Source organism: Parabacteroides caeci (assembly GCF_023656795.1).
GTDB classification, from domain to species: Bacteria; Bacteroidota; Bacteroidia; order Bacteroidales; family Tannerellaceae; genus Parabacteroides; species Parabacteroides segnis.
Map to the genome: position 1 here is coordinate 17,170 of NZ_JAMOKT010000031.1, position 17,628 is coordinate 34,797.

Annotated in this window: 10 protein-coding genes; 1 reads left to right on the forward strand and 9 read right to left on the reverse strand. The window is 35.1% G+C overall.

Features of this window, described 5'->3' with window-relative positions:
* The 9 genes from NBH15_RS15800 to NBH15_RS15840 form a co-directional block, all read right to left on the reverse strand.
* On the reverse strand, positions 1-1,497 hold the full coding sequence (locus NBH15_RS15800; RefSeq protein ID WP_128135650.1) for a sulfatase family protein: 1,497 nt from the start codon (positions 1,495-1,497) through the stop codon (positions 1-3).
* A 405-nt stretch (positions 1,498-1,902) separates the two neighbouring features.
* The gene (locus tag NBH15_RS15805) at positions 1,903-2,790 is read right to left on the reverse strand and encodes a FecR family protein (protein ID WP_128135848.1); all 888 of its coding nucleotides are present in this window, start codon (positions 2,788-2,790) and stop codon (positions 1,903-1,905) included.
* 135 nt (positions 2,791-2,925) lie between these two features.
* Positions 2,926-5,244, reverse strand: a complete 2,319-nt coding sequence (locus NBH15_RS15810; protein WP_244050519.1) for a GH92 family glycosyl hydrolase — start codon at positions 5,242-5,244, stop codon at positions 2,926-2,928.
* 85 nt (positions 5,245-5,329) lie between these two features.
* Positions 5,330-7,546, reverse strand: coding sequence for a glycoside hydrolase family 3 C-terminal domain-containing protein (locus tag NBH15_RS15815; RefSeq protein WP_128135327.1), 2,217 nt, complete (start codon positions 7,544-7,546; stop codon positions 5,330-5,332).
* Positions 7,547-7,574: 28 nt separating this feature from the next.
* Positions 7,575-8,984 (reverse strand): sulfatase-like hydrolase/transferase, encoded by a 1,410-nt coding sequence (locus NBH15_RS15820; RefSeq protein ID WP_128135328.1) that lies wholly within the window; start codon positions 8,982-8,984, stop codon positions 7,575-7,577.
* Positions 8,985-9,011: 27 nt separating this feature from the next.
* Entirely contained in the window at positions 9,012-10,457 is a 1,446-nt protein-coding gene (locus NBH15_RS15825) for a sulfatase family protein (RefSeq protein ID WP_128135329.1), read from the reverse strand.
* A 38-nt stretch (positions 10,458-10,495) separates the two neighbouring features.
* A complete protein-coding gene (locus NBH15_RS15830; RefSeq protein WP_128135330.1) occupies positions 10,496-11,347 on the reverse strand; it encodes an alpha/beta hydrolase in 852 nt (283 codons plus the stop codon).
* Between the two features lie 102 nt (positions 11,348-11,449).
* Entirely contained in the window at positions 11,450-13,198 is a 1,749-nt protein-coding gene (locus tag NBH15_RS15835; protein WP_128135331.1) for a RagB/SusD family nutrient uptake outer membrane protein, read from the reverse strand.
* Positions 13,199-13,209: 11 nt separating this feature from the next.
* Positions 13,210-16,629, reverse strand: coding sequence for a TonB-dependent receptor (locus tag NBH15_RS15840; protein ID WP_250823024.1), 3,420 nt, complete (start codon positions 16,627-16,629; stop codon positions 13,210-13,212).
* A gap of 267 nt (positions 16,630-16,896) precedes the next feature.
* Between NBH15_RS15840 and NBH15_RS15845 the strand changes: the two genes are divergently transcribed.
* The gene (locus NBH15_RS15845; RefSeq protein WP_128135333.1) at positions 16,897-17,478 is read left to right on the forward strand and encodes an RNA polymerase sigma-70 factor; all 582 of its coding nucleotides are present in this window, start codon (positions 16,897-16,899) and stop codon (positions 17,476-17,478) included.
* Positions 17,479-17,628: the final 150 nt, after the last annotated feature.

Here is a 17,628-nt window from a genome sequence, read left to right on the forward strand (position 1 = left end):
TTACTTATTTTTGTTGATAAATCGATTATAATAAGGTTTGACATCCAAAGGATCGCAAACTTCTTCTTGAAGTGCTTCAAACTTAACAAACAGGTTGTCCATTACTTTACGGTATTTGGGGTTGCCTGCCAAATCTATCATTTCTAACGGATCCTTTTCAATATCATATAAGCGTACAATATTTATCAGCGGATAAATAATCATTTTATATTTCTTTGTACGAACCATACGTTGCAAACCTATATATCCTCCATACACAGCATCACGTGTTTTTACTTTTTCTCCTTGAAGCAATGGAAGAAACGATTGAAAATCGATATCACTTAAATTATTACTTCCTGCTATATCCATAGACGTAGCCATTGCATCTTGTAAGTAAACAAAATGATCGATTGTTTTTCCCTTTTTTACTCCTGGACCGGTTACGATCATAGGGACACGTACGCTAGAGTCATACATATTTTGTTTACCCATAAATCCGTGGTCTCCTACAGCCAAACCATGGTCGGCAGTAAAAATTATATAAGTATTATCCCAATTTCCTGAAGTTTTTAATGCTTTGATAATTTTTCCAATCTGTTCGTCCATATGGGTGATTAAAGCATAATATTCCTGTCTGTTTTTCTTAACTGAATATTTTGTGCGTGGAAAAGGAGCCAATTGTTCGTCTCTTAAATCCTTGCTGCATCCGATATGATCGGCAAAAGGATATTTTTCCATAAATGTTTTAGGAATGGATATCTTATCTACCGGATACATATCAATGTATTCCTTTGGTGATTGTTTTGGATCATGTGGTGCATTGAATGCCAAGTACATAAAAAATGGATTTTCATCTTGCTTTGTCATATCTATAAACTGTAAAGCATCATCAGCCAAAACCTCGCTCCAATGTTTTCCTCCTTTCCAATAGCCTTGCTTGGTTGTGTCGTAGGGCAACCAAGTATCAGGTTCATTTTCTAAAAACTTCCTATCATAGCGTTCTTTAGTTTGATTAGGCATTCCGGGACGTTCATGAGCAACATAATCGAATGCTTGTTCTGCCTTCTTAGTGTGAACGTGCCATTTTCCCGTGAAGTAGGTAGTATAACCTGCCTCTTTCATATATTCACCCCAATGTTTTCCCGGTTGAGCTTTTTCTGAAGCATAAGGAGTCACACCTTCTGGCCAATTACCATTGTTTTGAAACTGTTTGTTAGAATTATTGTATGAAGCAGCTTTCCACAAATACTTTCCGGTATTAAGCATAGAGCGACTGGCTACAGATACCGCTCCTCCCCAAGCTCCTTGATTAAATGTATGTGAAAAAAACACACCTTCATTCTTTAATTCATCTAAATTAGGAGTGGAGACATCTTTATTCTGGCTACCCAAGCCATCCATTGTCAAATCGTCAGCAAAAATGAAAACAATATTGGGTTTCGAATTTTGTTGGGCAATTATACAATTAGAAGATATAGCAACTAATGGCAAAGTAAGTAACATTCTTTTTTTCATTTGAATTTGGTATTTTAATATTTGTGTAATTAATATATTTTCAAAACAGTAGAGGTTTGTGACAGGACAAATCTTACACTATGATCTGTCTTTTCATGTAGTTCCGCTACTTTTCTACGTATCAAATCGTTTAGAATATCCTCGATCAAGGAACAGGAGTGAAGATAATACTCGTATCCGAAATGTTACTCTTGTTCTAAAAAAATACAAATTCTTCATTCTGTAAAATCTTTTTGTCGAATAAATAATTTTTTATCCATACCTTTGTAAATATTAGTTTTATACTTGTAGTTTTTCTACCGATTAACAATCTGAATTTGGGAATGCTGTCAACATTCCCAATTCTTTTTCTTTATTTTAGGTACTGTTCATTAGCTTTCTTTTTTATACTTTGATAATTTATATTTATTTAAGGAAAATCTCACCTTTCCGCTTTTCTATTTTATAACGAGCTACAATCTGAAGGATAGACAAAATTTCATCCAATGTTTCATTATCTGTGAAATCAGCATTGAAAGTATGCTTCTTCATTGTTTCATTTTCTATATGTATTTTTACATGAAAGGCTCGCTCCAACTCTGCAGAAATTTCTTCCAATGAGTTTTCTTTAAATATAAACTGTCTTGTCACCCAAGATATGGAGTTCTCAGTACGAATATCACTAACTTCCATCTTATTACTGGATTTATGGAAAAGCGCCCGTTGCCCCGGATGTAAAATTTTATCTGCAATCTCAGAGCGATTGAATTCCTTAAATAAAGCGATACAGCCATTCAGTAAAGTGACTTCTACTATATCTGAACTTTTTGGCGCAACAACATTAAAAGAAGTTCCCAGTACCCGTATGTTTATCCCATCAGATTGCACAATAAAAGGCTTATTTTCATCCTTACGGATTTCAAAAAAGGCTTCTCCGTTTATCTCTACTTCTCGTTGCTGTCCTAAAAACTCCCGCGGATAACGCAAACAGGCATTAGCATTTAGCCAAACCACACTGCTATCGGGTAAAATTATTTTTGTTTTTGCGTCTGGCACTGCCGTTGTTTCATAATAAACAAGCGTTTGCTTTGGTTCATTGCCTATTAGATGTATGGACAAAACTATAAGTAAGGCTAAAGATGCAGCGACAAACAAATATTTCCATCGGTTATTATCTTTTTGAAAATAAGATATAATGAGCGGTTTATCTATCCTCTCATTTAAGAGTTCGTACATTTCCGTTTCATTAAACGGAAGCGATTTAAATCGTGTCCTACTTAATAGATCCTCTATTTTATCTGTATTATTGTTCATTATTCTATGTCTTTTATTTAATAGATGACAAGAGAAACAAAAAACTCCTATTCTTCATATGAAAAAATATCATTTTTGTTTTTTTCATCCAATCTAACCTTACCTTACCAACGCACTGTTTACTAAAATAGTTTCTTATTTTTTCTGAATTCCCCAATCTTTATTTGGGGAATCTCCCATTTCTAACTCTAACTTTCCACCTTTCATTATATCACTATAATCTAAATAACAATATGGATATGTCTTGTTATTCAATTTTGCAGATTGAATATAAACATTCTCTTTACTATTTCCTGTTGCTTTTATTGTAAACATATTTCCATTGTCCAAACGAATAGATATTTCACTAAATGTAGGACTTGTTATTTCATACCTTGTATCTCCAGGACAAATAGGATATAGTCCGCAAGAAGCTAAAACATACCAAGCTGACATTTGTCCAACATCTTCATTCCCAACCAAACCTTCCACTTTATTCAGATAAGCATTTTTACAGATATGACGTACCCAATATTGAGTTTTCCAAGGTTGTCCAAGACGATTATATAAAAAAGGAATATGATGTACAACTTCATTAGCATGATTATAATATGGATTCCACAACAAATGGGTAGGAGTAGAAGCAAACATTGAGTCTAACTCTAAAATTAAATTATCTTCCCCCCCCTTTAATTTTATCAATCCTGTTATATTATGTGGAACAAACCATTCTTGTTGTAATAAATTACTCTCAATACAACCATACCATCCTTGTAACTTACCTTTGCTGGGCCAAGCAATAAAAACACCTTCTGTATCACGTGGACGGAAAGTTTTTTTATCCGGATCATAAATATTTTCATACGATAAAGATAGATTAAAATATTTCTGAGCATCTTCATCCTTACCCAAAGCTTTAGCTAAACAATACATACACCATTCAGTATAAGCATATTCTAATGTTTTAGAAACACCTGCCGGATTCGGGGTATAACCATATTTGACATTTCCAAACAGTTGAGAAGTTGTATCTGCGTATTGATAGGCTTTCTCTATATCTAATTGTGGTATAATACCTTTTACGTAAGCGTCTGTTAAAACTGATATAGCAGGATTACCTAACATACATCCACTATAAGCATTAAAAAACTCCCAACGTTCAAAATAGTGCTTTCCGCTTTGTTCTGCTAATGTCAAAAGAGAAGATAAAACATCATTTATTAAATCAGGATTAATAATTGTTTGTAATGGCATCTGGCTTCTAAAAACATCCCATCCACTAAAAATCGTTCGTTTTGTAAAATCTTCAGAATAATAAACCTTTTGCCCCGGTCCCGGATAGTTCCCATCAACATCTGATAATATTCTCGGGTCAATCATTGTATGATAAAGAGCTGTGTAAAAAGTTACTTTTTCATCATATGTACCTCCGGATATTTGTATCTTAGAAAGATTTTGATTCCACAAATCAACTGTTTTTGACTGTAATGCATCGAAGTCCCAATTATTTATTTCTGATTCGAGATTTTTACGTGCTCCGTCTTCGCTTACGAACGAAATACCGGTTTTCATTAATACTTGTTCGTTTTCAAACGTTGAAAACTCTGTAAAAAAGCCGATGTGCTTTCCTGCATAAAAATCAGGAGACATAACCACATTCGCTTCAGATGCTAAATCCTGCAAATCCTGGCTACCTGCCCATTTTAATTTTCGGACTTGTTCGTTCGGAACTAGAGCATCCCATACACCAAAAGTTTTTAGCGGTTTCGAAAACTGAGCATAAAAATAGACAATATAGTCAGCTTTCCCGGCACCATTTCCCCAACCGCCTCCATCAGGTGTACAACACATTTTTCCCGTTATTGTAAAATCATCCACTTTACGAAACTCTTGGAAGGTTGAAGTACCACCAACACGACGAGCCAAGTCTATTTGTATACGAGACCGGGCATTTTCTGGGAAAGTGAAACGTAGCATACCACTATGAGGCGCAGCTGTTGCTTCTACCAATATTTGGCTATCAGAAAGAACTACTTTATAATAACCGGCCCGAGCAACTTCTGTTGTTTTATCATAATATGAACGATATCCTTTTATCCCTCCTTCTTTTCCTGAATTCGTATATAGTTTTCCAATTGTAGGCATAACTAAAAAATTACCCAAATCTCCGAACCATCCAACTCCACTCATTTGTGTAAAAGCAAACCCTTCTATTGTTTCATGTTCATAACTGTATCCTGAACCATTGTCTCCTCCTGTAATGGTATTAGGGCTTACTTGTACCATGCCGAAAGGTGTCGTTGCTCCCGGAAAGGTTTTGCCCAATCCATGATATGCTCCGGCTTTATGAGTACTCGTACTTGCTCCTATAAAAGGATTAACATAAAAACTATAATCATTTTGACTTGTACCTCGACTTACCACACAAAAAAAACATATCAGCAAAAAAATATTTTTTCCAATCCCTGTATTCATTCTCTACTTTTTATGTTTAATATTATACTCTTAACTTGTTTATATTAAATACACCAACAAAATTTAAACAGGACTAAACAAAATATCAGAAAACCTGATAAGATTCTCCTTTTATATCCAAAGAATAAAAAACCCCTTCAGATTTATAAGGTTGCCCTCCTCCTATATAAATATCCATAGAACCTTCACTTTGTACTGTTGTTCCATCACTGTTGGTTAAAGCAAGTTCCTCTGGAGTGAGGATAAATGATACAATTCGGCTTTCCCCTTTTTTCAGATGTATCCTATCAAAACCTTTAAGAGAACAGATAGGTATTGGACGAGTATTATCATTGGAATGTCTCACATATAATTGAACAACTTCATCGCCATCTCTATCTCCCGTATTTGTCACTTTTGCTTGAATTTTGTATTCTTTTCCTGTTTCAATAATTGAATCATGTGGCAAAACTTCATATGAAAACCGGGTATAACTTAAACCATAACCAAATGGATACCGTACATCCCCTTTAAAGTAACGATAAGTCCGATTTTGCATCGAATAATCTTCAAAAGGAGGCAAATCATTATCATTCATATAAGTCGTTATTGGCATACGTCCCGCCGGATTATAATCTCCAAAAAGAATGTCAGTAATAGCATCTCCAGCAGCTTGCCCACCATACCAAGCTTGTATAATAGCATCTACATTCTGACTTTCCCACTCAAAGCTCATTACAGAACCTGACATATTAACGAGTATTATAGGACGTCCTGTTTTTTTTAGTTCCTTGATTAATTCAGTTTGTACAGTCGGCAGTTTCATCGTTGTGCGATCTCCACTTGTAAATCCGGCATATCCCCCTGCACCTGCATCACTTGCTTCTCCTTCATAATTAGCATTTATACCCGATACAAAAACAATAACATCTGAACGTTTAGCTCTAGTTAGAATTTCGGAAAAGGATGGACCATTTTTCAGTTTATCCACAACATCAGTTCCTTTTATATAATCTATCTGAATTTTATTTCCAAAACGCTTTTGCAAACTTTTATATGGAGTTATAATCTCGCTCGGTGTGCCATAGTAATTAGCCAACAAAGTCAAGGGAGCGTCTGCATTTGGACCTATCAATGCTATTTTTTTTATTTTCTTTTGATTAAGAGGCAATATATTCTTTTTGTTTTTTAATAAAACCATTGATTCTCTGGCCATTTCGTAAGCCTGAGCTTTATGTGCATCACACTCTATTATATCCCGTGAAATAGAAGAATAAGGATTTTTTTCTTCCGGATCAAACATACCTATTTTAAAAAGGATTGTAAAGAGTCTGGCTACAGAAACATTGATCATACGCTCTGAAATCAAACCTTGTTTTACTCCTTGCTCCAATAATTGATATAAATTTCCACATTCTAAATCTGTTCCTTTCAAGACAGCATCACTAACAGCTTCTATATTATTCACATGCGTTTTATGATGATTGGCAAAATCTTTAATCGCCGAGCAGTCCGAGGTAACATAACCATCAAACTTCCATTGATCTCGTAAAATATGTATTAACAATTCATTATGACCACAACACGGTTGTCCATCCAGGCGATTATAAGCACACATGACACCGTGCACCTTCGCTTTTGTAACCAACTCTCTAAAAGCTGGAAGATACGTATCCCACAGATCAAACTGAGATACGGTTGCATTAAAATAATGGCGATTATGCTCTGGTCCACTATGTACTGCATAATGTTTTGCACAAGCAACAGCCTTTAAATAAATTGAATCATTCCCTTCTAAGCCTCTAACCATTGCAACTCCCATTTTTGAAGTTAAATAAGGGTCTTCTCCATACGTTTCTTGTCCTCTTCCCCAACGAGGATCCCTGAATATATTAACATTCGGTGTCCAATAAGTCAACCCTCTATAGATTGTCCCGGTTTTTCCAGATTGTAAATCTTCATTGAACAAAGCCCTCCCTTCTGAAGAGATCATATCTGCACACCTTTCCATCCCCTTAACATCAAATGTGGCAGCCAGTCCAATAGCCTGTGGAAAAACTGTTACTTTCTCAGATGTTCGTGCAACACCATGTAAGGCTTCATTCCACCAATTGTAAGCAGGAATACCTAATCTTTCAATTGCAGGAGATTTATGCTTCATTAGTTGAACTTTCTCTTCCAAGGTTAATCTGGAAACCAGATCATTTATGCGAACATCCAAGGGTAAATTCGGATTTTGAAAAGGATAAGATGATTTTTGAGCTTTAAACGGACTCACAATAGCACATAAAATCAAAACGAATAAAATAATTCTTTTTATCATATTCTAATTTTTTAATCTGCATTTATCTTTAACCTATTTGAGAATTTTCAACTATCAATTGCCAAGAAACCCCAGTATCCATTGCTCCACCCGGAATACTTCGGTCCGAAAATTGTTTAACCTCTTTAAAACCCGCTTCCCATTGCTCTATAGCTTTTCGCAATGATTCAACCTTTTCCGGATATTGATTCCATAAGTTATTTTTTTCTTTTACATCAACAGACAAATCAACTAAGGAACCATGCCCCGTCTTTCTATTTAATGTTAACTTCCAACTCCCTTGCCGAGCACAAACAGCATTACCTGTACGCCAAAACAAAATACGTTCTGGCATCATGTCATTAGACTTCAAAACAGATAAAAAACTATGTCCGTCAAATACTCCTTCCAATGGGGTTGAAGTTGCCTCGCAAAGTGTAGGCAATATATCCATTGACATAATTGTTTCATTTGAAACAGAACCAGCTTTTATTTGTTGAGGCCAATGAGCAATAAAAGACACACGATGACCACCTTCTAACAGAGAACCTTTATATCCAGACCAAGGCGAGTTATCTGATAATTTAGCTCCACCATTATCAGAGAAAAATAAAACCAAAGTATTGTCAGATAAACCATTTTCTTCTAGGGTTTTAACTATTCTGCCAACACATTCGTCTAAAGATTCTACCATTTCTCTATAAGCAGTTTTAATATCTTTGCGACCGTCATATGTTTCATATTTCCCCTCTTTTATAAGCCTTATTGCTTCATCATTAGGACCTTGCCAGGGTCCATGACAGGCTTCGAATGGTAAATAAAGGAAAAAAGGTTTATCATGTTTTTGTTTTAGATAACGTTCCGCATAATCAGTTATCAAATGCGTTGTATACCCTTCTTCCGGATGTAATTGATCTTGATGCCACCAGTCTTCATACCCTTCTTGGTCAATATGACTAAAATAATCAATATTACCAGAAACATAACCCACAAATTGATCAAACCCCAAATGAATAGGATTAAACTTTTTCTGATACCCTAAATGCCATTTACCATAAATCACAGTTTCGTAATTATTGGCGCGAAGTAACTTTGCAATAGTTGTAGCAGAAGGATCTAATCCTGTTTTACGATGGTTGGCTGCCGTTATTACCCCCTCTATTCCATAATATTGTTGATAACGCCCTGTCATTAAAGCGGCTCGAGTAGGACTGGATACAGCACCATTCGTATGAAAATCTGTAAACTTCATTCCCTTCTCTGCCAACCGATCGATATGAGGTGTTTTATTGATTGTATTACCATAGCATCCAAAGTCAGCATATCCCATATCGTCAGCCATGATAAGAACAATATTGGGAGTATTACTTTTTGCACTTAGACTAAAAGAAGAAGCTAAACAGCTCAAAAAAGTACTACAGCCTAATAGTAAAGTCGTATTTTTTATCATCATCTTCATTTTCTATTTTATATAAATTATTGAAATTTAATAGTTTATTTTCCATGTCTGGGATTCTACACTTACTTGTATATCCCATTCTTGAGCAGGATTTGGATTGTATGTAGGATCTGAATCTTGTTTAAACATCGATTCAAGTGGTAATTGTAACTTTTCTATCACACTTGTCATTTCATCTTCTCCGATAATATTGTTCTTTTCATACGGATCTTTCAACAAATCAAATAGCTTTACGGGTTCCTTTTTAGGGGAGATGTACAACTTATACTGTTTGTCACGAATGACTCGGTCACGGAATACATACTGATTCTCAACTCCTTTTTTACTTACTTTTGCATTATTATGTCCTCCCATTCCCATTATCCAAGAACGAGGAATATAATCTGTTTCCCCTTTTAAGTAAGGATAAAATGATTTTCCATCATAGATATACTCTTCTAATAATTTGGCTTCTGCCATTTCTGCAAATGTTGGAAAAAAATCCGTAAAGTCAACTAAAACATCTGTTATTACATTTTGATCAATAAAAGATGGACAACTAATTACCAAAGGAGCATTGATTCCGGCTTCTGTTGTTTTTGATTTTCCTCCAGCTATATCCATTCCATTTCGTTTTCCTATTATATCACCTGATGTTCCATTGTCTGTAGTTACTACTATAACTGTATTTTCCCGTAGCCCCAAATGTTCGAGTTCATAAACCAATTTACCTATCGTATAATCAACATATCGAACCATTGCTTTATGACATTCCATTTTTCCCTTTACATTTGGTTCATGAGGAGTAGAAGTTAGAGGTGTATGGGCTAAACACATAGGATAATACATAAACATTGGTTTATCTCCCTTTCCATGCTTGCGCATAAAATCTATCAAAAAGTTTGAAAAAATATCCTCGCCGAACTCCCCTTGATATATTTTACTTCCCGATTTAGTATGAATATAAGGATCCCAATATCTATTCTTTGACTCCGGTACTCCAGTTTCATATCCTGTCCACATACAATATTCATCAAATCCAACCCGGTTCATTGCATCAGGTTCTACTCTAAAATCATCTAGTTGCCATTTACCTGCAACAGCCGTCACATAACCGGATTTTCGTATCATATCAGGGATAGAAGGATTACATGTTTCGTCAAAATGTGCACCAGCACCCCAGCGTGGGACATCCCAATGATTTACCCATCCATTTCGATAAGGATATTGACCGGTTAGTAAACACACACGAGAAGGAGTACTTTGTGGCATCGAATAGCAATTAGTAAAAGTAATACCTGTTTTACTCAAGGAATCGAATACCGGTGTTTCTATATTTTCTGCGCCATATGTGCTGATCCATTCCTTACCTAAATCATCAATTAAAATAAATAAAATGTTCGGTTTGACAGGAATCTTTTTTTGTGCCAGCATAATTTGAGGACAAAAAACAAGACTGCTAAATAAATAGATCGATTTCCTTAAAAAGTTCATGTTTTTCAGTTTTATTGTTTATAACAGATTCTTCCTTTCTATTTTATACGATCATGAAGATTTAAACATTCAGACAAAAAACGAACAGATTCTTTCATTGTCAAATTAAAATTTGTGTCATCATTTTTAGGACGAAAAAAAGAACCGTTAAAAAAGCCATGGTCTGCACCTTCTACTGAAATAAGCTCACATTTATTCCCGGCTTTCTTCATTTTAGAAACAAAAAAAGTAGCATTTTCATAGGGGACGGTTTTATCACTTGTTCCATGAAAGACAATTGTAGGAGGTAAACCGTTCTTTATGTGATGATTAGGAGAAAGTTCTATTTCTTTTCCTTTTAGCTTCGATGCTCCATACCCTTTTTTTGTTGTATCCAATACCGGATTAAAAAGAACCATTGCATTTGGCTTTGAAGAAATGGAAGCATCTTCTTCATTATAACCATCAATCATCGCTGTACAAGCTGCTACATGGCCTCCCGCTGAGCCTCCTCCTGCAATAATCTTATCAGGATCAACGCCTATTTTTAATGCATTTTCTCTTACATATCGTATCGCAGATTTTCCATCCATTACACATTCAAAAGGAGTTGTATGATGTTTACTTATAACTCGATATTCTGCAGAAATTGCAACAAATCCACAGGAAGCATAATATGCACATTGCTGATAAAACTGGGATGGAGATCCACCGTTCCATCCACCTCCAAAAAAAAGAATAATAGCAGGACGATTTACTCCTGCTTTTTGATTATCAGGATAGAATACATATAAGTTTAAACTTCCTTGTTCTATCTGTTTATAACTCAATGTGTCATTTGGACAAAATTCTTCCGCTTGTAATTCAAAACAACACAAAAAGAATAAAAAAATATACAATTTGGTATTCATATATAAATCGTTTTAATCTTTTATACAAATTAAAATGCAATTTTCAAGTTTGTTAACAGGGAATATTTTTATGAATATTCCCTGTTAACAATTAGGCTCAAATTACCAACCAGGGTTCTGTAACAACTTTGAATTCAATGTTATCTCGTTAGTAGGAATGCAATCCAAATAATCTCGATTTTCATCAAATTTATATCCATTTGGAAGTACTTTGTTAAATGGGTCAAGTAACCCATCCTCAGTTGTGTATATATTTTTAGCATTAGGAAATTCCGACTTCAAAAAAGGATATCCCAATGGCCGTTTTCCTTGAAATAATTTATGTGCTGCCCAACGTTTATAATCATCAGTCCGATAACCTTCCTGCCCTAATTCAACTCTACGTTCTCTTCGAATTTCAAATAATTCATCAGAAATTTCATAACCATAATCTGAAAACTGTTTTGCATTCGAATCATGAATAACTTTAAAGTCTGGCATTCCAACTCTTCTTCTCAATAAATTAATGGATTTATCATAATCCACATTTCCATCATATTCATACTTAGCCTCAGCATAGTTTAACAGAGCTTCTGCATATCTGAATACGATTAAACCTGTTTCACAACCGGCACCATAGGTAGATCCGGCACCATCCGACAGTGGATTAGCTCCTTTTTTGATTTGAAAACCTGTAGAACATAAAGAAACACTTGATTTATCCACATTGGGTTTTACGAAATGATACTCGCCATATTTATTATTGCTACACATTAAATCACCGGGCATCCATATCGTTTGTGATAAACGAGGGTCTGCATATTCTTGAAGATAAGAAAGAAATGCATTTCCTTTATATGTGCTAATTACATTCTGCCAATCAAACGGTTCCCCATTTTTATCCAGGAAAGATTGAACAAATGACAAGGTGGCTGCTCTACCATCTGTTTCCTTTGTTGTATAAGCTTGTAGCTCATGCTTTAACCCTGCATCTTTATTGAAAGCTTTCCAGAGGACCACTTCGCTGTTTTTACTCATATCATCCTGGCCAAACATCTCTCCATAATCTTTAGCTGAGTTACCATATGTGCCTACAGTATATTTTCCCGGTGTCTGTAATTCTTCTACTGTCTCATAGGCTATTTTGAAATACTTCAAATAATCAGCACCTTCGGTAGCAAAATCAGTTCCCTTATGATATTTTTGCCAAGAACCTTCATATAAAGCTACTCGTGATTTAAAAATTAATGCGGCTTCTTTAGAAAGACGGTTAGATCCACCATTTACATCCTTTAAATAATTCAGATTTTCAATTGCCTGATCTAAATCATCCAGAATAAAGTCAACAACATCCGTTCTTTTATCCCGTGGATTATACAATTCAGGAGAAGACATATTTAAAGTTGTTTTATAAATAGGGACATCTCCATAACTTTTGACTTTTGAAAAATATTGCCATGCCCGAAAAAAATAAGCTTCTCCCAAATAATGTTTCCAAAGGGCAGGATCATCTTCACATTTGTTGCAATTTTCAAAAAATGTATTAATAGAGCTTATTGTAGACCAATTCCAAACAGTTGTAGACGCAACAGTAGAAATTGCTCGGGCACCGTTCATCGTATTATCAGCAGAAACTTTGTAAATCGCATTATCACTTCCGGATGAAGCATCTGTCCCAAAATTACTTGTATATCCGCCAGAAACAAGGTTTGGATAAAACTGGACCACATAACCGTCTAAATCACTACTTTTTTTCCAATATGCGTCATTAGAAATTTTATCAAGAGGCTCTTTATCCAATATGTCTTCACATGAGACAAACATAAGTAAAAGAGAACTCAATAGACCTATAATTAAATATTCATTTTTCATAATCTCATTTTTTAAAATTCAACATCAATGCCAAAAGAATAGCTAGCCTGAGGATTCATACTTTTACCTCCTTGATTATTATATCCTTGAGTTGCTGTTTCCGGATCCATATAATCCGGGAAGTTACCGGTTATTACCCCTAGATTCTCTCCTGAAAAATAGAATCTGACTTTACTCAGATTTATTTTGGAAATAAACTTTTCAGGTAAATTATAACCTATTTGAATATTCTTAAAACGTAAATAGGCACCATTTTGTAAATACCGTGTTGAAGTCTGTCTATTTTTATTATTCATAGAATCATTATTATATGGTCGAGCAAAGTAAGCATCAGTATTCAATCCTAAACCAACATATGTAGTAGCTTCTTGATCACGATAGTAATCAAGCTGACGTCCTTTATTAAGCGAAGACTGATTCCACTTCATAATACCCCAATAAGCACCATTATTTGTACCGAACCATACATCCCGTTTACCAACACCTTGCATCATCATACTAAAATCTAGATTTTTATACTTAGCACCCAGATTCAATGCAAATTGATAGCGAGGAGAAGAATTTCCTATAATTGATAGATCTCCATGATCATCAAGTGTGTTATTCCCATTATTAATGACTCCATCTTCATTTAGATCTTCATATTTTACATCACCTTTATTCCAAGTAGCATAAAATTGTTTTTGATAGCCTGAATTTGTTATCTCTGTAGCTTCTTCGTCTGATTGAATAAGTCCATTTGAAGTATACCCCCAAATATCACCTATACGAGAACCTTTGTAATAAGTAGTTAAAATATTAGTCGGGTTGTTATACTTCGTTACTTCCGAATAATAATCATATAACATGGCAGATACAGAATATGAAAAGTCTTTCGTGACCTGATCTTTCCAAGACACTGACAACTCCCATCCGTTAGTACGTAATTCTGCATTGTTCATTTGAGGAATTGTTTGACCTAATACAGCAGGTAAAGCTTCAGCCGGTCCTAAACGATTATAAGTATTACGTTGATACCAATCACCTGAAACAGCTAACCTTCCATTAAGGAAACTCATATCCAGACCTACATCAAATGTATTTGACTTCTCCCAAGTCAATTCTGTGTTCACCAAATTGGGCTGGGTAGCGTAAGAGGGCCTTTCTCCATTTATTAGCCATGACAGATTGGTTTTCAAGCCCATTAAAGCCAGGTCTTGATAAGCATCTACATTCTGATTACCCAGACTACCCCAAGATAGTCTTAACTTTAAATTATTAATAGAACTTAATATATTATCGAAAAATTTCTCATTTGAAATATTCCAACCAGCTGAAATAGATGGGAAAAATCCCCAACGATTACCATGCGCAAAAACGGATGTTCCATCATAACGACCATTAATCTCCAGCAAATATCGATTTGCATAATTATAATTAATACGTGCGAAATACCCCATTCTGCATAAATGAGACAAAGCATCGGTTAATGAATAAATATTACCTGTCGAAGTTGAAAAAGAAGGAACATCATTTGAAACTATTCCATCTTTACGACCGGTTATTCTTTCAGTACGTTGATTTTCTCTTTGTGCACCTGCCATTATGGCAAAATTATTTTTATTGATATCAAATTCATAAGAGCCATACACATTAAATGATGTATACATTTGTTGCTGTTGATATTTGTTTACATAAGAAGGCACCGTTGTTCCTTGAGCAACAAAACTACCATCTACCATATCAGAATAACATGTAAAGTTATCGGAAGTAAAAGCAAGCGTATTATATTTAACCGTATAATCAGCATTAACTTTAAATCCTTTCAACAGACGTATTTCCGTAGCAAAACGTTGCACAAATTCATTGGTAACAGTCTTATCATTTCCCCCATCTTCCAGCAAAGGTATCATAGACGTATAATTTCTATATCCAGACGGATTAAATTGAGGTACGGTTGGCATTTTGTTTGCTGCAAAGTGGAATAATAAAGGATAGTCTCCCTGACTATCTAAATTTGGTCTGATACGGTTAGAATTCATAAACCTGTTATTTACAGAAAAATCCCACCAGTCAGCAAGCTTTACATCTATTTTAGCGACAGTGTTGTATCTTCTAAAGTTATCTTCTCCAAACTGGAGTGTACTACCGTTATATACATGTCCGGCTGAAACATAATAGGAGGCTTTTTTTCCACCACCTTTAACAGATACGCTTTCCTGATTATTCACGGTCCCACCAAAATAAATATCATACCAGTCATTATTTGCGTTTGATTTGTTCGTTGTAGCCCATCCTGCTCCATCTGCAACGGTTTCTGGTAGCGTAGGATCATTCTGATAAGCAATGATTCGATCTATAACCTCATCTGTAAAAACAATCCCCCCACCGTTTGCTCCGGCTTCATTTAAGACTTTAGCCCAAGTATATGAATCAACTTTACTTGGCATACGTGTATTAATCGCATAAGACACATTCGCATTAAAATTAACCACCGGTTTAGACTCCTTTTTACCAGATTTAGTTGTAACAAGAACCACACCATATGAAGCCTTTGCTCCATAAACAGCAGCGGCTGCAGCATCTTTCAGAATAGAAATAGATTCTATATCATTCGGATTAAGTTTTGATAAATCTGTTTCTACTCCATCCACTAACACATAGGCATCACCTTGGCCACGAATCTGAAAGGTCATATCAGCCCCAGGCTCAAAACCACTGTTTCCGACAGAAAAATTAGCTCCACTAACACTTCCTTGTAGTGCTTGACTTAAATTAGGAAGCGATCTTCCCTCTAAAGATTTGGTATTCACAGTCTCTACAGCCCCAGTCAGATTCACTTTCTTTTGTGTCCCATAACCCACAACAACGACTTCCTCCAACGTTTCCGTATCTTCTTTCAAGGTGATCGTCAAATTTTCTTTGTTCGCTACGGGAACTTCTATCGTTGTATAACCGATATAAGAGATTACTAACGTTGCTCCTGATACTACGTCTAAAGCAAATTTACCATTTATATCCGTGATAATCCCGTTCATGGTTCCTTTTTCCACCACATTGGCCCCTATAACCGGTTCGCCAAACGGGTCGAGGACGGTTCCGCTCACTCGTTTTTTCTGAGTTTTAAACAAAGCTATATGCTTGTTTGATATACGGAAAGATATTTGTTTGTTTTTGAATAATCCAGCCAGAATATCAGACAAATTCTTGTTGGTCTCATTCACCGAAACCACGTCGTGTTGGTTGATTTCAGTCGTATTATATACAAATTTATACCCCGTCTTTTTTTCAATCTCTCTAAAAACATCGCTAAATGTTGTGTTTGACATATTCAGCGATAGTTTTACGTTTTGAGAGGCAATGATACTTCCACCGCATAAATTAAGGAGAAAGAAAAGACACAATACACGCATCAGATGTGAAGGTTGTTTTCTTAATGTTGTTTTATCCATACTATTAATAAATATTAGTTTTATATTTGGTAGTTTTTCTACCGATTAACAAGCTGAATTTTGGAATACTGTCAACATTCCTAATTCTTTTTTATTCTTTCAGGTACTGTTCATGGCACATTCTTTTGTAGTTCGACATAATTTTATAACACTGTTTATTTATAAAGATGACAGAACAACCCAAAAACTCCTATTCCCTCTCATTTTTTTTTTACAAATATTTGTTTTACTTTTACAGTCCAGTTCTATAAAAAGAGACAACGTTTAATGAATCAAGAAGAAACCATCTCATTATTTGACAAAGTAATAAAAGGGGATAAAAATGCATTCCGGATATTATTCGAAAGATACTCCCGTAGGATGTTCCACCTGGCTTACTATTACTTACAATCCAAAGAAACTTCTGAAGAAGTCGTCTTGGATGTATTCACCGTTATGTGGAATAAAAGAGAAACCCTATCACATGTAAAAGAACCGGAACGTTATCTCTATACTTCTGTTAAAAATCAAGCCTTGCATTATTTACGTAGAGGATATGCTCAAAAACAGGAGTCACTTTCTTTATATGAAATAGAGATATTACCGGAAAACGATACACCGGAAAATAAATTACTTGACAATGAATACCGTACATTAATTCAGGATGCCGTCAATTCTTTACCTCCCAAATGCAGAGAAGTATTCCGTCTGGTACTAGCAGACAAACTAAAAAACAGGGAAATAGCCGAATTGCTAAATATAAGTGAAAAAACGGTTAATGAACATATTGCTAAAGCATACAAACGTATTTCCGAATATGTGAACAAGCAATACCAAAGTTCGAAAAGATATTTTCTACTATTGTTTTAAATAAAAAATAATTATTCATTGTCTGATTTTCCTTACGATTTTAAGCATAAGAAATAGTCCTTCTTCGACAAAGAAACAAGACAATGACTTCTTATAAGTCACATAATGACCTATAAGAAGTCACCATGTGACCTATAAGAAGTGGCAGGT